The sequence below is a fragment of the Nocardioides sp. NPDC006303 genome, from assembly GCF_040613175.1.
Lineage (GTDB): Bacteria > Actinomycetota > Actinomycetes > Propionibacteriales > Nocardioidaceae > Nocardioides.
Genome location: NZ_JBEXRR010000043.1, coordinates 34,878 through 55,023, shown reverse-complemented (window position 1 = coordinate 55,023; position 20,146 = coordinate 34,878). Strand labels below are relative to the sequence as shown.

The window sequence follows — 20,146 nt, the reverse complement described above, 5'->3', positions numbered from 1 at the left end:
GGTCAGGTGGAGCGGGTAGTCGGCGCTCGGCTGCTCGGCCGGGCCACGGTGGGCGACGTCGATGAAGCGGGCGCGGCCGACGCGCCGACTCGACTGGATTTTCGGTCAGGATGAGCCGACTCGACGCACCTGCTGGGTTGTGGCGGCATCTGAGTCCGCGGGCTCATGTGATCCGAGACTCACGGGTGGTTAGATGCTCCCCGTGAGGGAGCAGCAACGACGCGTACGCGCCTATGCGCACCGTGGTGGAGCGCTCCATCCCGACCTGGTCGGGATGGAGAACACCATGGAGGCGTTCCGGCATGCGGTGGAGCTCGGCTACACCCATCTCGAGACCGACGTGCACGTCACCCGCGACGGTGTCCTGCTCGCCTTCCACGACGAAGCGCTCGACCGGGTGACCGACGTGAGCGGCCTGATCGCGGAGATGACGTACGCCGAGGTGCAGGCCGCCCGGATCGGCGGCCTGCACGGAGTGCCGACGCTGGCCGAGCTCTTCAAGGCGTTCCCCGAGGTCACCTTCAACATCGACCTCAAGTCCGACGGCTCGGTCGGCGCGGTGGCCGAGCTGCTCGCCGCGACCGACCACGAGGACAAGGTCATCGTCGGCTCGTTCTCGGCCCGGCGGCTGAAGGCGTTCCGCCGGCTGACCGAGGGGCGGGTGCGGACCTCGGCGCATCCGCGCGAGGTGCTCGCCTACCTGCTGGCACCCACCACCGGGATCGCCAAGAGACTCGTCGGATCGCGGTTCGACGCCTTCCAGATCCCCCATCGCCAGCACCTTCGCGGGCCGCTGTCGATCCGGGTGGCATCTCGTGGTCTCGTCCGCCGCGCCCACAAGGCGGGCAAGGAGGTCCATGTCTGGACCGTCGACGACCCGGCCGAGATGGAGCGGTTGCTCAAGCGCGACGTCGACGGGCTGATGACCGATCGCACCGACGTACTGAAAGCGTTCCTGGAGGAACGTGGGCTGTGGGAGGCTGTGCCGTCTCGGGTCGAGCCCGTCGACGAGGCCGAGTCCGATCCGAATGACGAGGAGCCCGAGAAGTGACCACATCAGCCGGGATCGGCGACTTCACGCCGGTCGAGCGGGCGCGGGAGCAGAAGGGCTGGTTCTTCACCGACTGGGCCGTCTCCGCCTTCCAGACGACGGTGGCCGGCGTGCTGTTCGCGCCCTACCTGATCGAGATCGCGAAGGCAGCCGCCGTCGACAACCGGATCGACGTCCTCGGGCTCTCGATCGCGCCCGGCGCACTGCCGTCGTTCGTCATCACGTTCTCGACGATCCTGTCGGCGATCATCTACCCGCTGGTCGGCGCGATCGCCGACCGCACCTCGCGCAAACCGGACCTGATGGCCGGGTTCGCCTGGGCCGGCGCGCTCTGCGCGGCGCTGTTGTTCTTCATGACCGGGGACAACTGGTGGTTCGGCTCGATCATGTTCATCATCGCCAACCTGTGCGCGGGCGCGGCGGTGGTGGTCAGCGACTCGATCCTGCCGCTGATCTCGACCGAGGAGGAGCGCGACCGGGTCTCCTCGATCGGCTGGGCCTACGGGTACGCCGGTGGCGGACTGCTGCTCGCGATCAACTTCCTCCTGGTCACCTTCGCCGATCCGCTCGGGCTCGGGACGGCGCTGGCGGTGCGGATCTCGATGCTCTCGGCCGGACTGTGGTGGGCGGGGTTCATCATCATCCCGTGGCGCCGGATCCGCCGGCGCGAGCCCGCCGACGTCGAGGAGGTCTCCGGCGGTGTCGTGGCACGCTCCTTCGGTCAACTGTTCGTGACGCTCCGGGAGCTGCCGCAGTATCCGGTCGCGCTGACCTTCCTGCTGGCGTACCTCTTCTTCAACGACGGCATCCAGACGGTGATCAGCTCGGCGTCGATCTACGGGGTCGAGGAGCTCGGGTTCGAGACCGGCACGATGCTCGGCATCTATCTGCTGGTGCAGTTCGTGGCGGTCGGCGGAGCCATCTTCTTCGGCCGGCTGGCCAAGAGCTTCGGTGCCAAGCGGGTGATCCTCGGCGGTCTGGTCGGCTGGATGGTCATCGTGGTCGCGGCCTACTTCGTGCCCGAGCAGACCCTGGTGCCGCTTCTCGTCGTCGCGGTCGGGATCGGTCTGGTCATGGGCGGCACCCAGGCGCTGGCCCGGTCCTACTTCTCGCTGTTCATCCCGGCCGGCAAGGAGGCGGAGTACTTCAGCCTCTACCACGCCATGGACCGCGGTACCTCCTGGCTCGGCACCCTGGTCTTCGGACTCGTCTACCAGATCACAGACTCCTACCGGCCGGCGATCCTGGCGCTGATCGCCTTCTTCGTCCTCGGCGGCGGGCTGCTCGCGCTGGTGAACACCGCGAAGGGCATCGAGCAGGCGGGCAACCGGGCGCCCGAACGGGTCTAGGACCGCGCCTGGCGGTTGGCGGGTTCGAGACATCGGCCGCTCAGGACTTTCTCAGAGAGATCCGCAGGTCAGGCGGGTCCTGTGTCGAACAACACGGCGAGGATCTCGACAATTCACGGAATCATCACCTCCTCTGTACCGTTGACGATGTGAAGAGGCCTGACCGGCCTGCGTTATGAGTCCGCAGACCGCCTCGCTCTTCAGCTCATTCAACGGGGGACGATCGACTCAGGAGGTGCTTCATGGCCGAGCGCACGTTGCGCGGCGCCCGACTGGGCGGACAAAGTTTTGAGGACGAACGCGGGATCGAGTTCGCGGGCCGTCAGCAGGTGGCGTACCGCTGCCCGCAGGGTCACGACTTCGAGATCACGATGTCGGACGAGGCCGAGGTTCCGGCCATCTGGGAGTGCCCGCGCTGCGGCATGGAAGCTCTCAACCTCTCCGGTGCCAAGCCGGAGGAGAAGGCCGAGAAGCCGGCGCGTACGCACTGGGACATGCTCCTGGAGCGGCGCTCCGAGAAGGAGCTCGAGGACATCCTCAAGGAGCGCCTCGACCTGCTTCGCGGTGGCGAGATCGGCCCGGCTCACCTGCACCGCAAGGGACCGGGGAAGAAGAAGGCCAACGCCTGACTTCTGACACAGCCAGATACGCCGAAGGCGGCCTTCCAACTGGAAGGCCGCCTTCGGCGTATCTCAGGCCAGATCGTCAGGCCAGGTTGTCCTTGTCGATGACCTCGCCGGTGACGATGTCGTCATTGCGCGGCCGGGCTCCGGAACCGAACGTGGAGGGCATCGCGGCGGTCACCAGGCGCTTCTGCACGACCTTGGCCAGGATGCGGCGGAAGAACGGCCGGGTGAACGGCAGGATGAGCACGATGCCGAAGATGTCGGTCACGAAGCCGGGGCTCAGCATCAGCGCGCCACCGAGCAGGATCAGGGCTCCGTCGGCGATCTCGTTGGACGGGAGCTTGCCCGAGGAGAGCGCCGTGGACAGCGCCGACCAAGCCCGTGAGCCCTCGCGGCGCATCAGCCAGGCACCGAAGATCGAGTCGGCGACCAGCAGCAGGATCGTCCACCACACGCCGATGACCTGGCCGACCTGGATGAGCACGAACAGCTCGGCCAGCGGCATCACCAGGAACAGCAGCACCAGCACCCAGGAGAACCTGCGGCGACGCGTCGTCATCGACGGCCTCCCACGAAACGGTCCAGCCCGAGTCGGCGCAGCAGGCGGAGCAGCTGGTCGCGGCGTTCGGACAGGCCCCAGCGAGTCACCCGGCGCATCGACTCGGCGGCGACCGCAGGGCTCATCTTCGACTCGCCCCGGACCCGCTCGATGAACTGGATCGGGACCTCCTTGACAGTCAGGCCGGCCCGCAGCGTACGCGTCACCATCTCGGTCTGGAAGACATAGCCGGTCGACTCGACGCTGTTCAGCTGCAGCTTCTCCAGCGTCGTACGCCGGAAAAGGCGGTAGCCCGCGGTGGCGTCGTGGACGCCGATGCCGAGCAGGAGCCGGACGTAGAAGTTGCCGCCCACCGACAGCACGCGTCGCGACAGCGGCCAGTTGACCACCGAGCCGCCGCGGATCCAGCGGGCGCCGATCACCAGGTCGGCGGAGGTGAGCGCCTCGAGGAGCAGGTGGAGCTCCTCCGGCTGGTGCGAGCCGTCGGCGTCCATCTCCCCGACGACGTCGTAGCCCTGCTCGAGGGCCCAGCCGAACCCGTGCAGGTACGCAGCCCCCAGCCCGGCCTTCTCGGTGCGGTGCAGCACGTGGATCTGCTCGTCGTTGTCGGCCAGCTCGTTGGCGATCGTGCCGGTGCCGTCGGGTGAGCCGTCGTCGACGATCAGCACATCGACACGTGGCTGCGCCTTGCGTAGCCGCCCGACGATCCAGGCGAGGTTGTCCGCCTCGTTGTAGGTCGGGATGACCATCACCGCCCGGCCGATCTCGGTCCAGGGTGGAAGCTGCTCGTTCGTCACGTACGCCGGCCTTGTCAAGGAATGGGGGTGGAGATCACAGGATATCCGCACACCGGTTGATCCCAAGATCCCGATCGAGCGGGACAGCGCGACGGCGAGGCGATCGCAGACAGACAGAGCGCGGGAGGAGCAAGACGTTCTTCGGGCCGTTCCGATCCCTGCTGGCGGCAGGGGGACGATCGTTGTCTAAGGGCGCCTTGGCCCTCCCGCGTTGCCCTCGCGGCCGTTGACCGCGCCCACGAAAACGCGTCGAAGGCATGCCTGGCTCGACACCCCCCGACCCGATTCGTCGAGCGCCGGTCCGCCGACCGCAACTCTGCATGGGCGAACGCTGTCACCATCACCCGCTGGCTCCGCAGAAGTCAACACGGCGCTGACCTGCGGAAACAGACGTTTTCGCAGGTCAACCACAGCCTGCGGAGCGCGAGAAAGTGACGAATTATCGCGGAACTTCGGCGTGTCGCCCTCGCGTACCCGTTACGGCGCTCACGGAACGACGACTGTACCTCGTGCGGAGGTGGCGAGGATCGGTGCCTTCAGCATCTCAGCGGCCCCAGGACGGGCCTCCGTGGCGGCTCCCCGGGCCACGACGTACACCGCGAACTCCATCACCCGGGACCGGGTCCCGGCCTTGATCAGCTCGCAGGTGATCTCCAGGACGTCGCCGGCACGCACGGGTGCCTTGAACTGCACGTCGTCGTAGGAGGCGAACAGACCCTCGTCGCCGTCGGTGAGGATGCACATCTCCGTCGCGACGTCGCCGAACAGGCCCAGGCTGTAGGCCCCGTCGACCAGGTTCCCGGCGTAGTGGGCGTGGGAGTACGGCACGTAGCGGCGGTGGACGACCTTGGTGCCGATCTCAGGGCCGATCTTGGGACTGCTCATGCCGCGGGCTCCTTCGAGGTGGTGCGGTGGACGAGGTAGGAGGCGACCTCGGCAGGGGTGGTGCCGCGGCCGAATATGCGGTCGACGCCGAGCTCGGAAGTCATCGACTCGTCGAATCGTGGACCACCGGCGACCAGGAGCGGCCGCTCCCCCGCCGGATAGGCCTCACGGAACGCCGCCGACATCTCCCGGGTGTTGAGCAGGTGCGCGTCGCGCTGGGTCACGACCTGGGAGACGAGCACGGCGTCGGCGCGCCGGGTGACGGCAGCCTCGACCAGGGACGGCACCGAGACCTGGGCGCCGAGGTTCACGACCTCGATCTCCTTGTAGTACTCCAGCCCCTTCTCCCCCGCGAACCCCTTGATGTTGAGGATCGCGTCGATCCCGACGGTGTGGGCGTCGGTGCCGATGCAGGCGCCGACGACGACCATCGGGCGCCGCAGCGTCTCCTTGATCACCGCGTTGGCCTCCTTCGGTGTCAGCAGCGGGAAGTCACGTTCGACGACCTGCACCTTGTCGGTGTCGACGAGATGGTTCACCTGCCCGTAGACCACGAAGAAGGTGAAGTCGTCACCCATCGGCTTGGAGTGGACGACCATCGCCGGCTCCATGCCCATCTTGTTGGCCAGCTGCAGCGCGGCGCCGTCGGCGACCTTGCTGTGCTTGATCGGCAACGTGAAGGAGACCTGCACCATCCCGTCACCGGTGGTGTCGCCGTACGGCCGGATGATGCTCATTCCTCGCCCTCCAGAATGGTGCTCGCGGGGTTGTAGTACGCCTCGGACTTCACGGCCACACCCTCGAGGCCCTTGCCTGCGTCGGCAGGGCGCTTCATCAGGCCGAAGGTGCCGTCCGCGATCGCGTCGAGGAGCCCGTTGGGCTCGTCGATGATCTTCCCGAGCAGGTCGATCGACTCCCCCAGGACCTCGCGCGCCCGGTTGGCGATGAACCCGTCAGGAGCCGGGTGGAAGTCCTCGCCGAGGCGTCCGGCGGCATCCATGACGTACCGGACGTTCTGCAGGGCCAGGTCGCGGTCGGAGATCCACGGTGTCACCACCGCCTCGGTCATCATCCCGACCAGCAGGATGCCCTGGTCGGTCATCGCGCCGGCCAGGTTGAAGAACCCGTCGAGCAGGTAGCCCTTGAAGATGTCCCCGGTCATGTGCCGCGTCGGCGGCATCCACTTCAGCGGGGCGTCGGGGAAGATCGTCTTCGCCAGCAGCGCGTGCGCGAGCTCGAGGCGGAAGGAGTCCGGTACGTCGGGGTTGATCTCGAAGGCGTGACCCAGACCGAGCTGCCAGTCCTCGAGGCCGGCCTCCTTGGCGAAGTACTCGTTGAGCAGCTGCGAGGTGGTCACCGTGTGCGCCGCCTCGACCGCGTCGGCGGTGGTGAGGTAGTTGTCCTCGCCGGTGTTGATGATGATCCCCGCCCGCGCGTGGATCTGGCGCGAGAGCCGCTGGTCGACGAACGTACGCACCGGGTTGATGTCGCGGAACAGGATCCCGTACATCGAGTCGTTGAGCATCATGTCGAGACGCTCCATGCCCGCCAGCGCGGCGATCTCGGGCATGCACAGCCCGCTCGCGTAGTTGGTGAGCCGTACGTAGCGTCCGAGCTCACGGCTCGTCTCGTCGAGCGCGGCCCGCATCAGCCGGAAGTTCTCCTGGGTCGCGTACGTCCCGGCGAACCCCTCCCGGGTGGCGCCCTCGGGCACGTAGTCGAGGAGCGACTGGCCGGTCGAGCGGATCACCGCGATGATGTCGGCGCCCTCGCGCGCGGCGGCCTGCGCCTGCGGGATGTCCTCGTAGATGTCGCCGGTGGCGACGATCAGGTAGATCCACGGCTTGCGGGGTGCGTCGCCGATCTCGGCGATCATCCGCTCGCGCGCCACCCGGCTGGCATCGAGACGGGCGATACCGACCCCGACCGCCTCGCGGGCGTGCTTCGCGGCCAGCTCGGCCTCGGCGCCCTCGGGCAGGTGGAAGGTCACCTGACCGGCGGCGGCCTCCTCGGCGAGCCGCGAGAGGTCGTTGTCGTGGGCGGCCAGCGCCTGCCACACCGGTAGCGCGACGCCGTGCTCCAGCCCGATGTCGGCGCGCACCGCGTCGACCAGGTGGTTCACCCACGGGGTGCCGTCAGGGTCAGCTCCGGCGAGCCCGGCCAGGCGCAGCGTGGCTCGCTCGACGGCGACCGTGGTGTGCTTCTTGGCCATCTCGACGATCGGGTCGCCGACCTTCGCGGCCAGCGCGCGGGCCTGGGCGATCGTGCGTGGGTCCAGTTCGAGTCTCACAGTTCCAGTCTTCCTTCGAACAGTGCCCGGACCCCGGCATTGGCGCGGAGAAGATCCAGGGCGTAGGCGGCGTGCCCGGGGACGTAGCCGTTGCCGACGAGCATCGTGACGTCGGCGGCGAGGCCCTCGGCGCCGAGCGCGGCGGCGGAGAAGGAGGTCGCCATCGAGAAGAAGATGACGGTGCCTCGGTCGGCGGTGGCGAGGATGGCGCCGCCCTCGCAGCCTGGCACGTCGACGCAGACGACGGTGACGTCGGCGGGGCCACCTGCCGAAGCGGAGCCCGAGGCGATGGGCGCAGCCTTGGCGACCGCGTCCCGCAGCGCCACTGGGTTCCGGGCGTCGGCGATCACGACCTCGTCGGCCAGGCCGGCGTCGCGAAGGCGCTCGGCCTCGGCCTCGGTCGGGACGATGCCGATCAGGTGGCCGGCTCCCGCGTCGCGGGCCGCGGCCAGCGACAGCGATCCGGACTTGCCGCCGCCACCGATCACCGCGACGACGCCGCCTGCGTAGCGCTCCGAGACGACCCGTCGGGTCAACGCCGGAGCCCCGCACACGTCCATCACCGACAGCGCGAGCTCGGGGGCGAGGTCGTCGGGCAGGACGGCTGCGATCGAGCGGCCGAAGAGGATGGCGTACCCCTCGCAGGGCACCTGCTCGGAGTCACCGTCCCAGCTGGCCAGCTTGTCCTCGATCACCAACGGGGTCAGGGTCAGCGACACCAGCGTCGCGACCCGGTCCCCGACCTTCAGCCCCAGAGGCGACTCGGGTCCGACCTCCTCGACGACACCGACGAGCATGCCGCCGGACCCGGTCACCGGGTTCTGCATCTTGCCGCGCTCGGCGACGATGTCGAGCACCTCGCGGCGCACGGCCTCTCCGTCGCCGTCGTGTGCCGACTCGAGCTGCCGGAACGAGGCGGCGTCGAGGTTCAGACGCTCCACCCGGATCCGCACCTCGTCGGGCCACAAGGTCTTGCGGGTGTCGAGTCTTCGGGCAGCCTGAGGCAGCGGCAACGAGCCGTTCACCGGCTCATCGAGCACTCGGTGCAGGCCTGTCGGGTCAGAAGTGGTCATCGTCGTACGCCTCCTTGCGTCCATCTCACGGCGGACCCTACCAGCGGTTGCGGGAAGAATTGCGGCCGATGGTTGCAGATGCCGCAGGATCTCCCGCTATGGTGGAGGGCATGACGGCAACCATCGAGCCTACGACCCGAGACGGACAGCCCTACGCCTACCAGCGCGTAGAGCTGGTCGAACCCGACTGGACCCGGTTCCCAGGCTGGGCCGACATCACCGACGAGCAGTGGCGCGACGTGCAGTGGCAGCGCGTCAACTGCATCAAGAACGTCCGCCAGCTCCGTGGTCTGATGGGCGATCTTCTCGACGAGCGGTTCTACGCCGACCTCGAGCGCGACATGGCCGAGCGGGCGACGATGTCGATGCTGGTGCCGCCGCAGATGGTCAACACGATGGTGCCCTCGGGCGCGTCGGCCGGCGAAGAGTTCACCGCGGCGTTCTACGCGGACCCGATCCGGCACTACATGATCCCGGTCTTCTCCGACCGCCGCACCGACTGGCCGTCACACCCGCAGGCGAGCCGCGACTCGCTGCACGAGCACGACATGTGGGTCGCCGAGGGGCTGACCCACCGCTACCCGACCAAGGTGCTCGCCGAGCTGCTCTCCACCTGCCCGCAGTACTGCGGCCACTGCACCCGGATGGACCTGGTCGGCAACTCGACCCCGGTCATCGACAAGCTCAAGCTCACCGGCAAGCCGGTCGACCGCCACGAGGCGATGCTCGAGTACCTCCGCAACACCCCGCAGGTGCGCGACGTCGTGGTCTCCGGCGGCGACGTCGCCAACCTGCCCTGGCCGCGCCTGGAGGACTTCCTCACCAAGCTGATGGCGATCGACAACATCCGCGACATCCGGCTGGCCACCAAGGGCCTGATCGGTCTCCCCCAGCACTGGCTCCAGGAGCCGCTCCTGGAGGGGATGAACCGGGTGACCACGATCGCCCGTGAGCGCGGCGTCTCGCTGGCGATCCACACCCACGCCAACCACGCCAACTCGGTCACTCCGCTGGTCGCCGAGGCGTCCAAGGCGCTGCTGGCGGCCGGGGTTCGCGACGTACGCAACCAGGGCGTGCTGCTGGCCGGCGTCAACGCCGACAGCCACAGCCTGCTCGACCTGAGCTTCCGTCTGCTCGACGGCGCGCAGATCATGCCCTACTACTTCTACATGTGCGACATGATCCCGTTCAGCGAGCACTGGCGGGTCTCGGTCGCCGACGCGCAGCGGCTGCAGCACGACATCATGGGCTATCTTCCCGGGTTCGCCACTCCGCGCATCGTGTGCGACGTACCTTTCGTCGGCAAGCGCTGGGTCCACCAGATCGCCGACTACGACACCGAGCGCGGCATCTCCTACTGGACCAAGAACTACCGCACCTCGATCGAGGCGTCGGATCCCGAGGCGCTGTCCAGGACCTACGAGTACTACGACCCGATCCACACCCTGCCCGAGTCGGGCCAGGAGTGGTGGCGTACGCACGGGGAGTGACCCGAACGTGACTGGGACCCGGCGCTGGGCGCCGGGTCTCAGTGCGTCATGGTGGGGCGGTTCTCGTAGTAGGTGTACATCGCGATCGTGGTGCGCGTGGACACGTTGGCGACCGAGCGGATCCGGCCGAGCAGCTCCTCGAGCGCCTCGGGCGTGGCGACGCGCACCTTGAGCATGTAGGACTCGACGCCGGCGATGGACCAGCAGGCCTCGACCTCGTGGAGGTCGGCCACCCGCTCAGGGGTGTCGTCGGGCTGGGAGGGGTCCATGGGCTGCACCGCCACGAACGCGGTCAGCGGCACCCCGATCGCGGCGTAGTTGACGGTGGCGCCGTAGCCGGTGATGAGACCGCGCTGCTCGAGGCGCTTGACGCGCTGGTGCACTGCCGAGGTCGACAGGCCGGTCGCCTTGCCCAGGTCTGTGTAGGACATCCGACCGTCCTCCGCGAGAAGCTGGAGGATTTTACGGTCGGTGGCCTCGATCTCAGGTGCAGTCACGGCGACAGCGTACCCACAACAGCAATATCTCCGCCGTAACGTCCAAAAAAGTAGTTGATGTCGAAAGATTTCCGGCCTCAGGAGGGCCAGTCGGCGAGCGTCTTCAGCTCCCCGTGACCGTCCGTAGAGGGCTGGACCACCGACAGCATTCGCCCGCCACGAGCCTTGTCCGGGACAGCGTTCATCGCCTCACCGGTGGCCTGGTGCGGGTCGGCGGAGACGACGACCCGGCCGTGCGAGTTGACCAGCGTCGCACCGATCTCGCGCAGGCCGGGCAGCAGCATCCGCTCCAGCGTCTCGACCGACGTGTCGGCGCCGGCGACACCTACGATCCGGCCGGCAGCGTAGACCGGCAGCGTCATGGTCATGACGTACTCGTCGGTGCAGACGAAGTCGACGTAGGGGCCAGCGAGGTTCAGCGCTCCGGTGCGCTGCGGCATGCGGAACCATGCCTGCCGGGTGTAGTCGAGAACCTCGCCCGTCGCCGGCACCACCGCGTCACCGAGGAAGTCGCGGCCGGCGCCCTGCCACCACGCCAGGTAGAGCCGGCGGTCGACGAGCGCGTCCGGTGCGGCGACGAACCCGCCACCCAGGAGGCTCGGGTCCTGAAGGAAGGCCAGCGTCCCCGTCTCGACCTGCGCGATCAGCTCGTCCGAGGTGACCGGTCCCGCGGCGAAGAGCGCGCCGACCTCGGCGCGCACCCGCTCGAGCTCCGTGAGTATGGAACCGAAGTGCTGCTCGATCCGGACGGCACAGTCGGCCGACACATCGATGTTCACGGTCGTACCACCTCATGGATCTCGGTCAGACGTTCAACGGCGTGGGTCACGTGGTCGCGTACGCTCCCCCGCGCCGCGGCGACATCGCCCGTCTCCAGCGCGGCGACGAGCGCCCGATGCCGCGCGGCGGATGCCTGACGGAAGTCCGACTCGCTCAGCGGCACTCGCAGCAACGTACCGAAGTCGGCCTCCTGTCGCACCACCTCCCGGGTGAGGCGCGCCGACTGGGTAAGCGCCGCGACCGAGAGATAGAGCTCGCTCTCGGCGTCGCGCCACCGGCCGACGTCGTCCTCGCCGAGCGGGATCAGCAGGTCCTGGAGATCCTCGACCTCGTCAGGGGCTGCTCGTTCGGCCGCGAGCTCCGCACAGCCGGTCAGCACCACCTGATAGAGACTCGCCCGGTCGCGCAGCTCCACCCGCGACATCGTGGCGAGCCGCCCCTTCACGATGTCGCCCGGATCGGGAGCGCGCACGAACGAGCCACCGCCGCGGCCTCGGGTCGTCACGACCAGGCCCTGTGCCCGCAGCGACACCAGCGCCTCCCGGGCGGTCACCGTCGCCACGCCGAGCATCTGGGCGAGCTCCTGCTCGCTCGGTAGCCGGTCGCCGTCGGCGAGCACGCCGGAGCGGATCGCCTCCGCTAGTCGGTTCTCGACACGTACGGCTCTGCCTTCGTCGCCGATCGGCGCGAAGATCGCCGACCGGGCGCGCGAGGTCATCGCACGGGCGTTGGCCACGATCGGGCTCCTCCTTCGAGTGGGTTTACAAAGAACTTACGCAGATACCCTTTAAAATCTAAGATCTGGTTCCATATGATTCAGCAATGGGACCGACCGAATCTCCGCAGATCCAGCTCGAAGCTGTGACCAAGGCATACGGCGACGTGATGGCTGTCGACGCCCTCGACCTGACCATCGGCGATGGTGAGTTCTTCTCGATGCTCGGGCCCTCCGGCTCCGGGAAGACGACGGTGCTGCGCCTGATCGCGGGCTTCGAGCACGCCGACTCTGGCACCATCCGCCTCGGCAGCGAGGACGTCACCGCCCTGGCGCCCTTCGACCGCGACGTCACCACCGTCTTCCAGGACTACGCGCTCTTCCCGCACTTCAACGTGCTCGAGAACGTCGCGTACGGCCTGCGTGTGCGTGGTGTCTCGAAGGCCGAGCGAAGCGCCCGTGCACGCGAGGCGCTGGAGATGGTCCGCCTCGGCCACGTCGCGAACCGGAAGCCGACCGAGCTCTCCGGCGGGCAGCGGCAGCGGGTGGCGCTGGCTCGCGCCATCGTCGTACGCCCTCGGGTGCTCCTCCTCGACGAGCCGCTCGGCGCTCTCGACCTCAAGCTCCGCGAGCAGATGCAGGTCGAGCTCAAGCAGATCCAGCGCGAGCTGGGGATCACCTTCGTCTTCGTCACCCACGACCAGGAGGAGGCGCTCACCCTCAGCGACCGGATCGCGGTCTTCGACAGCGGCCGGATCGTGCAGCTGGGCACGCCGAAGGAGATCTACGAGCGGCCCACCTCGCAGTACGTCGCCGACTTCGTCGGCACCTCCAACGTCTTCGACGAGCAGGCGTCGAAGCGGATGCTGAAGATGGACGGCGCCTTCGCGCTGCGGCCCGAGAAGATCCTGCTGTCCCCGGAGACCGCGAGCGCCCCGGTCGGCGCGATGACCGCCGCCGGCGTGATCACCGAGTCCATCTACATCGGCACCGGGCACCGAGTCCACATCGAGCTCGAGGACGGCACCAGGCTGGTCGCCCTCGAGCAGAGCCGTGGCTCGCTGCACCCGGATGCCGCCGAACCCGAGTCTCGGGGCGACCGCGTGGTCGCCTCCTGGTCGCCGGGCGACCTGGTCCCCCTGGGCACCGATTCGTCCCGTGCCGTGCAACACCGATGAGCCAGAGAACACCAGAGAGGTTGACCATGCGAAACATCCGAACCAGACACACCATCGGGGGCGCCCTTGCGGCCCTGTCCCTGATCACGCTGAGCGCCTGTGGCGGCGACGACGGCGACTCCTCGACCGGAGCGGTCGAGAAGCTCGGCGAGAACGAGGGCGAGGTCTCGATCCTGGCCTGGCCCGGCTACGTCGAGGACGGCTCGACCGACCCCGAGGTCGACTGGGTCTCCAGCTTCGAGGAGGAGACCGGCTGCCAGGTCACCGCGAAGGTCTACGGCACCTCCGACGAGGCCTTCAACCTGGCCAAGTCCGGCGAGTACGACGTCGTGGCCGCCTCCGGCGACCTCACCCTCCGCATGATCGCGGCGGGCGAGGCAGCCGAGGTGAACACCGACCTGATCCCCAACTACGAGGGCATCTACGACTTCCTCAAGGACCGTGAGTGGAACACCGTGGACGACAAGAACTACGGCATCCCGCACGGCTACGGCGCGAACCTGCTGATGTACAACACCAAGGACGTCACCCCGGCCCCGACCTCGTGGAAGGCGGTCTTCGAGGACGCTCCGAAGCACAAGGGCCAGGTCACCGCGTACGACTCGCCGATCTACATCGCCGACGCAGCGGTCTACCTGATGGCGCACCAGCCCGACCTGGGCATCGAGAACCCCTACTCCCTCGACGAGAAGCAGCTCGCGGCAGCGGTCGACCTGCTCAAGTCGCAGCGGACCTCCGTCGGTGAGTACTGGTCCGATTACACCAAGACGCAGGCCTCCTTCGAGACCGGCGACACCGTGGTCGGCACCACCTGGCAGGTGATCGCCAACCTGATCGACCCGAAGAAGGCCTCCGTCGAGGCGATCCTCCCCTCCGAGGGCGCGACCGGGTGGAACGACACCTGGATGATCTCCTCGAACGCGAAGTCCCCCAACTGCGCCTACGCCTGGCTCAACCACATCTCCGACCCGGAGATCAACGCCCAGGCGACCGAGTACTTCGGCGAGGCCCCCAACTCCGACGAGGCCTGCGAGTTCGCCTCCGAGGGCCACTGCGAGACCTTCCACGCCGGCGATGAGGAGTACGCCGAGAAGATCTGGTTCTGGAACACGCCGATCGAGAAGTGCCTGGACGGCCGGACCGACGTGAAGTGCACCGACTACCAGGACTGGACCAAGGCCTGGGCAGAGATCAAGGGGTGACCTTGAGCTCTGTCAGCAGCACGCTCAGCAGGAGGCCGGGGTTCCGCCTCGGCCTCCTGCTGGCCGCACCTCTCACCTGGCTGGTGCTCGTCTACGTCGTCGCCCTCGCCGCCCTGCTGGTGACGGCCTTCTGGACGATCGACTCCTTCACCAACGAGCTCGAGCGCACCTTCACCCTCGACAACATCCGTGAGATCACCGGTCAGGCGCTCTACCGGACCGTCACGCTGCGCACCATCGGTGTGGCCCTCCTGGTGACGCTCATCGACTGCCTGATCGCGCTGCCGGTCGGCTTCTACATGGCCAAGGTCGCCTCGCGGCGCTCACGCCACCTGCTGGTGATCGCGTTCCTGACGCCGCTGTGGGCGTCCTACCTGGTCAAGGCGCTCGCCTGGCGCTCGCTGCTGTCCAACGGCGGACTGCTGGACTGGGCCGGCGGCCTGGTCGGTCTCGGTTCACCGGGATTCGGCGTCACTGCGATCGTTCTCACCCAGGCGTACATCTGGCTCCCGTACGTCATCCTGCCCGTCTACGCGGCCTATGAACGTGTCCCGGACTCGCTGCTCGACGCCGCCGGCGATCTCGGTGCCCGGCCGGCGCTGACGTTCCGCACGGTGGTGCTGCCGCTGGTGGTCCCGGGGCTGGTGGCGGGTTCGATCTTCTCGTTCTCGCTGACCATGGGCGACTACATCACGGTCAACATCGTCGGCGGCGCGAACCAGATGCTCGGCAACCTCGTCTTCATCAACTCGGGGTCCAACCTGCCGCTGGCCGCCGCGATCGCGCTGATCCCGATCGTCGTGATCATGATCTACCTGGCGTTGGTACGCCGCACCGGAGCTCTGGAGAACCTATGACCATCTCGAGATCGACCCGGCGCCTGCTGGCCGTGATCACCGGCCTGGTGCTCGCCATGCTCTATGCACCGCTCGCCCTGGTCGTGGTGAACTCGTTCAACACCTCCCAGGCGCTGACGTGGCCACCCAGCGGCTTCACCACACAGTGGTGGCAGCGGGCGGCGGTCAACCCGGGAGCCCACGACGCGATCCTCACCTCACTGACGGTCGCCGCGTGCGCGACTGTGATGGCGCTCCTCCTCGGCACTCTGCTCGGCCTGGCGATGCAGCGGTACTCCTTCTTCGGGAAGGACACCGTCAACCTGCTGGTGGTGCTCCCGATCGCCCTGCCCGGCATCGTCACCGGGATCGCGCTGTCCAACGCGTTCTCATCGATCCTCGGCGTACGGCTGGGGTTCTTCACCCTCGTGGTGGCCCACGCGACGTTCTGCATCGTGACCGTCTTCAACAACGTGCAGGCGCGGTTGCGGCGGATGGGCGGCAGCCTCGAGGAGGCCTCGGCCGACCTGGGCGCGGGGATGTGGACCACGTTCCGGCTGGTCACGCTCCCCCAACTGCGCTCAGCGCTGCTGGCCGGCGGGCTGCTGGCGTTCGCGCTGAGCTTCGACGAGATCATCGTGACGACGTTCGCCGCGGGCCCCGGTGTCACCACCCTGCCGGTCTGGATCCTGACCAACCTGTTCCGTCCCGGTCAGGCCCCGATCGTCAACGTGGTGGCGGTCGTCATGATCGTCGTCTCGGTCGCGCCGATCTGGCTCGCCCAGCGACTTTCGTCCGACCCGACCGACACGACGAGGGCGATTCACTAGGCTTCACTCGTGGTTGAACCTCGAATGCTCCTGCTGGACACCGCCTCGCTCTACTTCCGCGCCTTCTTCGGCGTACCCGACATCCGAGCCGAGGACGGCACTCCGGTCAACGCCGTCCGCGGCCTGCTGGAGTTCATCTCCCGGCTGGTCAACGACTACTCCCCCACCGACCTGGTGTGCTGCTGGGACAACGACTGGCGACCGCAGTGGCGGGTCGACCTGATCCCGTCCTACAAGGCGCACCGGGTGGTGGAGGAGGTCGAGACGGCGCCCGACGTCGAGGAGGTCCCCGATCCGCTGCAGGTGCAGGTGCCGATCATCCGCGAGGTGCTCGCCGCGGCCGGGATCTGCGTCATCGGCGCCGACGGCTACGAGGCCGACGACGTGATCGGCACCCTCGCGACCGGCGCGGGGATGCCGGTCGACGTCGTCACCGGCGACCGCGACCTCTTCCAGCTCGTCGATGACGCTGCCGGCGTACGCATCCTCTACCCGACCCGGGGCGTGAGCGACCCGGATCTGGTCGACGAGAAGTGGGTGCTCGCCAAGTACGGGATCAGCGCCGCGCAGTACGCCGACTTCGCCACGATGCGTGGCGACACCTCCGACGGGCTGCCGGGGGTGAAGGGCGTCGGCGAGAAGACCGCCGCCAAGCTGCTCGAGCAGTACGGGGACCTCGAGGGGATCATCGCCGCCATCGCCGACCCGACCACCGCGATCACCAAGTCGCAGCGGCAGAAGTTCATCGACGCGGCCCCCTATCTGGCAGTCGCGCCGAAGGTCGTGGCGGTCGCTCGGGACATCCCGCTGGACCGCACTGGCACCGCTCTGCCGAGCGCTCCGGCCGACCCGGAACGCCTGCACGAGCTCGCCGCGACGTACAACCTCGCCTCCCCCGTCGCCCGCCTGGAAGCCGCTCTCGCGCGGGTGTGACACAGGTCTCCACAACTCCATTCAGAAAGTTTGTAGAAACGGCATCATCAGCCGCGTACGTCTCCGTCTCCTTGGCAAGACCACCAAGAAGGAGCGGACGAATGAGCGACATCAAGCACCCGGCAGTGCAGCAGGACATCAAGATCTCGTGCCTTGACCCCTGGGGCCGGACCGTGGAGGTGCCGACGACCCTCGGCTACCGCGAGAACGACCCGTACGCAGTGAGCCTGACCTTCCACTCCGGCGCCGGTGACGTCGAGTGGGTCGTGTCCCGTACGCTGATGCTGCAGGGCCTGGCCGCCCCCGCCGGCGAGGGTGACGTGAAGATCTACCCCAGCATCGACGAGGACGCGAAGGCAGTCGCCGTCTTCGACTTCAGCTCCCCCGATGGCCGCCTGATCGCGACCGCCGACTCGCGCGAGGTGCAGACGTTCCTCGGCAAGTCCTTCTCGGCCGTCCCGGTCGGCTCCGAGAGCCAGCACCTGGATCTCGACGCGCTGATCGCAGACCTGCTGGGCAGCTCGTTCGACGCTGAGTAGGCACTCCGCCCGCCTGCTCATTCGTTCACGAACCCTCCCGTCCCGGAATCCCCGGGGCGGGAGGGTTCGTACTTTTCGCTGGCCGGAAGCAATTCCTCGCCGTTGCCACGTCAACTGTGATAGTGATGTGCGTCACCCGCACCACCACCTCGGAGGTCACAGTGCTGCCAGCTTTCCTTTCTCGCGAGCGAACGGTGGCCGGCCCCGGCTTCAGTCGCTGGCTCATTCCGCCCGCCGCCCTTGCCGTCCACCTCTGCATCGGCCAGGTGTACGCCACCAGCGTCTACAAGACCGCCCTGGTCGAGCACTTCGACACGAGCCAGACCGCGATCGGGGTGATCTTCTCGATCGCGATCGTGATGCTCGGCCTCTCGGCCGCGGTGATGGGCACCTGGGTGGACCGCAACGGACCGCGTGCGGCGATGACCGTGGCCGCGATCTTCTGGTCCTCCGGCTTCTTCATCGGCGCCCTCGGCATCGGCACCGGCCAGCTGTGGCTGGTCTATCTCGGCTACGGCGTCATCGGCGGCATCGGACTCGGGATCGGCTACATCTCCCCCGTCTCCACGCTGATCAAGTGGTTCCCGGACCGGCCGGGCCTGGCCACCGGCATGGCGATCATGGGCTTCGGCGGTGGCGCGATGATCGCCAGCCCGCTGAGCGGCCGGCTGCTCGCGCTCTACGACCCGTCCTACACCGGTGACGCCACCACCGTCCCCGACGGCCACGCGGTGATGATGCTCTTCCTCACCCTCGGCGTGGTCTACCTGGTCTTCATGTCCTTCGGCGCGGCCACCGTTCGGGTCCCACCCGAGGGCTGGACGCCGGCGGGATGGGACCCGGCCAGCGTGAAGGAGAAGAAGCTCGTCACCACGGCGAGCGTCTCGGCGAACAACGCGATCAGGACCCGGTCGTTCTGGCTGGTGTGGATCGTGCTCTTCTGCAACGTCACCGCCGGCATCGGCATCCTCGAGCAGGCGGCTCCGATGATCCAGGACTTCTTCCGCACCGACGGAGTCTCCTCCGTGAGCGCGGTCGCGGCCGGTGGCTTCGTCGGGCTGCTCTCGATCGCCAACATGAGCGGCCGGTTCATCTGGTCCTCGACCTCCGACGTCATCGGTCGCAAGCCGATCTACATGATGTATCTCGGGGTCGGACTCGTGCTCTATCTCCTGCTGGCGACCATCGGGGACACCTCGATGGCGCTGTTCGTGCTGCTCGCCGTCGTGATCCTGTCGTTCTACGGCGGCGGCTTCGCCACCGTCCCCGCCTACCTCCGCGACCTCTTCGGCACCTTCCAGGTCGGCGCCATCCACGGCCGGCTGCTGACCGCCTGGTCGGCCGCCGGCATCGCCGGACCGCTCATCATCAACGCCTTCCTCGACGCCCAGGGTGAACCCGGCACGCTGACCGCAGCCGCCTACCGGCCCGCGCTGCTGACCATGGTCGGCGTCCTCGCGGTCGGCTTCATCGCCAACCTCCTGGTGCACCAGGTCCCCGACCGGTTCCACGAGCCCAAGTCCGCCGACTCCACCGAGACCGAGAGGAGCGCAGCATGAACGCCAAGATCGCAGGTGCCTGGGCCCTGGTCGGGATCCCGCTGGCCTACGGAGTAATCGAGACGCTGCGCCGTGCGGCGCAGCTCTTCACGGGCTGAGCTCGGCTTCAGACAGGTCAGAGGCCGAGCAGGCTCGGCTCGTTCGTACGCCACGCCTCCTGCGCCGCCTGGGTCACCGGGCCGTGCGGGAGGGTGCGCGTACCCCACTCGGTCACAGCCTGGACGTCGCGCAAACTGGAGGTGAGGAAGACCTCTGAGGCGTACTCCTCGACCTCGGCCAGCGGCTCGTCGGTCTCCTCGGCGCCGAACCACTCCAGCACCAGGGCGCGGGTGATCCCGGCCAGCGGGCCGCTGGAGAGCCTCGGAGTCTTGAGCGCGCCGTCGAGCACGTAGAAGATGTTGCTCCCGGTGCCCTCGCACAGGTCGCCGACGGTGTTGGCGAAGATCGCCTCCGTGGCCCCGTGCTTGCGGGCCTCGGCGAGGGCGATGACGTTCTCGGCGTACGACGTCGTCTTCAGACCGGTCGTCGCACCGTGCTCGTTGCGGCGCCACGGCACGCTGACGACCTTGGTCTCGGTCGGGTTGGGCTCCGCGTCCTCGAGGCCGATGATGATCGTGGGCGCCACGTCCGCGCGCCCGGAGCCGAACGGCGCCGGCCCGCCCGTGACGGTGATCCGCAGCCGTCCGTACGCTGTCGGCGCTGCGCCCAGCACGGCCTCCACACCCTTGGTGATGAGCGAGCGGTCGGGGGTCGGCAGGCCGAGGCCGCTCGCGGAGCGCTCGAGGCGGTCGAGGTGGAGGGCGAGCGCGAACGGCTGGTCCTTGATCACCTTGAGCGTCTCGAAGACGCCGTCGCCGACCACTAGACCGTGGTCTCTGATGGAGACCGCCGGGGCGGCCGGGTTGTCGAGAAGCTGACCATCGATCCACGCGCGCATGCGGCAACTCTAAAACGTCC

General features: G+C 68.1%; 21 protein-coding genes. 11 read left to right on the top strand and 10 right to left on the bottom strand.

What is annotated here, in order from left to right:
• Positions 1–202: 202 nt before the first annotated feature.
• The 3 genes from ABZY89_RS24580 (at position 203) to ABZY89_RS24570 (ending at position 3,029) form a co-directional block, all read left to right on the top strand.
• On the top strand, positions 203–1,051 hold the full coding sequence (locus ABZY89_RS24580; protein WP_355231436.1) for a glycerophosphodiester phosphodiesterase: 849 nt from the start codon (positions 203–205) through the stop codon (positions 1,049–1,051).
• Positions 1,048–2,400 carry an MFS transporter gene (locus ABZY89_RS24575; protein WP_355231433.1) on the top strand — a complete coding sequence of 451 codons (1,353 nt, stop codon included), beginning with the start codon at positions 1,048–1,050 and terminating at the stop codon, positions 2,398–2,400. Before ABZY89_RS24580 ends, ABZY89_RS24575 begins: the two co-directional genes overlap by 4 nt.
• A 242-nt stretch (positions 2,401–2,642) precedes the next feature.
• Positions 2,643–3,029 carry an RNA polymerase-binding protein RbpA gene (locus ABZY89_RS24570; RefSeq protein ID WP_008359714.1) on the top strand — a complete coding sequence of 129 codons (387 nt, stop codon included), beginning with the start codon at positions 2,643–2,645 and terminating at the stop codon, positions 3,027–3,029.
• Positions 3,030–3,105: 76 nt separating this feature from the next.
• Here ABZY89_RS24570 and ABZY89_RS24565 read toward each other — a convergent pair whose 3' ends face one another.
• The 6 genes from ABZY89_RS24565 to ABZY89_RS24540 form a co-directional block, all read right to left on the bottom strand.
• Entirely contained in the window at positions 3,106–3,585 is a 480-nt protein-coding gene (locus ABZY89_RS24565) for an FxsA family protein (protein WP_355231431.1), read from the bottom strand.
• Entirely contained in the window at positions 3,582–4,382 is an 801-nt protein-coding gene (locus ABZY89_RS24560) for a polyprenol monophosphomannose synthase (RefSeq protein WP_355231429.1), read from the bottom strand. The genes ABZY89_RS24565 and ABZY89_RS24560 overlap by 4 nt, the downstream gene beginning before the upstream one ends.
• A 486-nt stretch (positions 4,383–4,868) precedes the next feature.
• A complete protein-coding gene (locus ABZY89_RS24555; protein ID WP_355231427.1) occupies positions 4,869–5,267 on the bottom strand; it encodes a hotdog domain-containing protein in 399 nt (132 codons plus the stop codon).
• A complete protein-coding gene (locus ABZY89_RS24550; RefSeq protein ID WP_355231425.1) occupies positions 5,264–6,004 on the bottom strand; it encodes an OAM dimerization domain-containing protein in 741 nt (246 codons plus the stop codon). The genes ABZY89_RS24555 and ABZY89_RS24550 overlap by 4 nt, the downstream gene beginning before the upstream one ends.
• On the bottom strand, positions 6,001–7,557 hold the full coding sequence (locus tag ABZY89_RS24545; protein WP_355231423.1) for a lysine 5,6-aminomutase subunit alpha: 1,557 nt from the start codon (positions 7,555–7,557) through the stop codon (positions 6,001–6,003). Before ABZY89_RS24545 ends, ABZY89_RS24550 begins: the two co-directional genes overlap by 4 nt.
• Entirely contained in the window at positions 7,554–8,630 is a 1,077-nt protein-coding gene (locus ABZY89_RS24540; protein ID WP_355231421.1) for an L-erythro-3,5-diaminohexanoate dehydrogenase, read from the bottom strand. The genes ABZY89_RS24545 and ABZY89_RS24540 overlap by 4 nt, the downstream gene beginning before the upstream one ends.
• A 110-nt stretch (positions 8,631–8,740) precedes the next feature.
• Between ABZY89_RS24540 and ABZY89_RS24535 the strand changes: the two genes are divergently transcribed.
• Positions 8,741–10,120, top strand: coding sequence for a lysine 2,3-aminomutase (locus ABZY89_RS24535; RefSeq protein ID WP_355231419.1), 1,380 nt, complete (start codon positions 8,741–8,743; stop codon positions 10,118–10,120).
• A gap of 38 nt (positions 10,121–10,158) precedes the next feature.
• Here the strand turns inward: ABZY89_RS24535 and ABZY89_RS24530 are convergent, their stop codons facing one another.
• From ABZY89_RS24530 to ABZY89_RS24520, 3 genes are all read right to left on the bottom strand, one after another.
• Positions 10,159–10,602, bottom strand: coding sequence for an Lrp/AsnC family transcriptional regulator (locus ABZY89_RS24530; protein ID WP_355020057.1), 444 nt, complete (start codon positions 10,600–10,602; stop codon positions 10,159–10,161).
• A gap of 92 nt (positions 10,603–10,694) precedes the next feature.
• Entirely contained in the window at positions 10,695–11,396 is a 702-nt protein-coding gene (locus ABZY89_RS24525; protein WP_355231417.1) for a cache domain-containing protein, read from the bottom strand.
• Positions 11,393–12,133: a GntR family transcriptional regulator gene (locus ABZY89_RS24520; RefSeq protein WP_355231415.1), complete on the bottom strand. Its 741-nt coding sequence runs from the start codon at positions 12,131–12,133 to the stop codon at positions 11,393–11,395. Before ABZY89_RS24520 ends, ABZY89_RS24525 begins: the two co-directional genes overlap by 4 nt.
• 86 nt (positions 12,134–12,219) lie before the next feature.
• Here ABZY89_RS24520 and ABZY89_RS24515 point away from each other — a divergent pair, with 86 nt between their 5' ends.
• The 7 genes from ABZY89_RS24515 (at position 12,220) to ABZY89_RS24485 (ending at position 19,189) form a co-directional block, all read left to right on the top strand.
• Positions 12,220–13,290 (top strand): ABC transporter ATP-binding protein, encoded by a 1,071-nt coding sequence (locus ABZY89_RS24515; RefSeq protein ID WP_355231413.1) that lies wholly within the window; start codon positions 12,220–12,222, stop codon positions 13,288–13,290.
• 26 nt (positions 13,291–13,316) lie between these two features.
• Positions 13,317–14,492 (top strand): extracellular solute-binding protein, encoded by a 1,176-nt coding sequence (locus ABZY89_RS24510; protein ID WP_355231411.1) that lies wholly within the window; start codon positions 13,317–13,319, stop codon positions 14,490–14,492.
• Positions 14,489–15,349, top strand: coding sequence for an ABC transporter permease (locus ABZY89_RS24505; RefSeq protein WP_355231410.1), 861 nt, complete (start codon positions 14,489–14,491; stop codon positions 15,347–15,349). Before ABZY89_RS24510 ends, ABZY89_RS24505 begins: the two co-directional genes overlap by 4 nt.
• The gene (locus tag ABZY89_RS24500; RefSeq protein ID WP_355231408.1) at positions 15,346–16,158 is read left to right on the top strand and encodes an ABC transporter permease; all 813 of its coding nucleotides are present in this window, start codon (positions 15,346–15,348) and stop codon (positions 16,156–16,158) included. Before ABZY89_RS24505 ends, ABZY89_RS24500 begins: the two co-directional genes overlap by 4 nt.
• Positions 16,159–16,182: 24 nt before the next feature.
• Positions 16,183–17,091: a 5'-3' exonuclease gene (locus ABZY89_RS24495; protein WP_355231438.1), complete on the top strand. Its 909-nt coding sequence runs from the start codon at positions 16,183–16,185 to the stop codon at positions 17,089–17,091.
• A 101-nt stretch (positions 17,092–17,192) separates the two neighbouring features.
• Complete coding sequence (locus tag ABZY89_RS24490) at positions 17,193–17,630, top strand: SsgA family sporulation/cell division regulator (protein ID WP_355019981.1); 438 nt, start codon at positions 17,193–17,195, stop codon at positions 17,628–17,630.
• A 125-nt stretch (positions 17,631–17,755) separates the two neighbouring features.
• Positions 17,756–19,189 (top strand): OFA family MFS transporter, encoded by a 1,434-nt coding sequence (locus tag ABZY89_RS24485; protein WP_355231406.1) that lies wholly within the window; start codon positions 17,756–17,758, stop codon positions 19,187–19,189.
• Positions 19,190–19,304: 115 nt separating this feature from the next.
• On the opposite strand, the gene ABZY89_RS24480 is transcribed toward ABZY89_RS24485, so the two are convergent.
• Positions 19,305–20,126 carry an aminotransferase class IV gene (locus tag ABZY89_RS24480; protein ID WP_355231405.1) on the bottom strand — a complete coding sequence of 274 codons (822 nt, stop codon included), beginning with the start codon at positions 20,124–20,126 and terminating at the stop codon, positions 19,305–19,307.
• Positions 20,127–20,146 lie beyond the last annotated feature (20 nt).

Bases quoted from the DNA above. Each gene is read 5' to 3' on its own strand.
- ABZY89_RS24510 (WP_355231411.1), top strand. From the start codon at position 13,317: ATGCGAAACATCCGAACCAGACACACCATCGGGGGCGCCCTTGCGGCC.
- ABZY89_RS24570 (WP_008359714.1), top strand. From the start codon at position 2,643: ATGGCCGAGCGCACGTTGCGCGGCGCCCGACTGGGCGGACAAAGTTTT.
- ABZY89_RS24550 (WP_355231425.1), bottom strand. From the start codon at position 6,004: ATGAGCATCATCCGGCCGTACGGCGACACCACCGGTGACGGGATGGTG.
- ABZY89_RS24565 (WP_355231431.1), bottom strand. From the start codon at position 3,585: ATGACGACGCGTCGCCGCAGGTTCTCCTGGGTGCTGGTGCTGCTGTTC.
- ABZY89_RS24480 (WP_355231405.1), bottom strand. From the start codon at position 20,126: ATGCGCGCGTGGATCGATGGTCAGCTTCTCGACAACCCGGCCGCCCCG.
- ABZY89_RS24515 (WP_355231413.1), top strand. From the start codon at position 12,220: ATGGGACCGACCGAATCTCCGCAGATCCAGCTCGAAGCTGTGACCAAG.
- ABZY89_RS24540 (WP_355231421.1), bottom strand. From the start codon at position 8,630: ATGACCACTTCTGACCCGACAGGCCTGCACCGAGTGCTCGATGAGCCG.
- ABZY89_RS24500 (WP_355231408.1), top strand. From the start codon at position 15,346: ATGACCATCTCGAGATCGACCCGGCGCCTGCTGGCCGTGATCACCGGC.
- ABZY89_RS24490 (WP_355019981.1), top strand. From the start codon at position 17,193: ATGAGCGACATCAAGCACCCGGCAGTGCAGCAGGACATCAAGATCTCG.
- ABZY89_RS24555 (WP_355231427.1), bottom strand. From the start codon at position 5,267: ATGAGCAGTCCCAAGATCGGCCCTGAGATCGGCACCAAGGTCGTCCAC.
- ABZY89_RS24495 (WP_355231438.1), top strand. From the start codon at position 16,183: ATGCTCCTGCTGGACACCGCCTCGCTCTACTTCCGCGCCTTCTTCGGC.
- ABZY89_RS24485 (WP_355231406.1), top strand. From the start codon at position 17,756: ATGTGCGTCACCCGCACCACCACCTCGGAGGTCACAGTGCTGCCAGCT.
- ABZY89_RS24535 (WP_355231419.1), top strand. From the start codon at position 8,741: ATGACGGCAACCATCGAGCCTACGACCCGAGACGGACAGCCCTACGCC.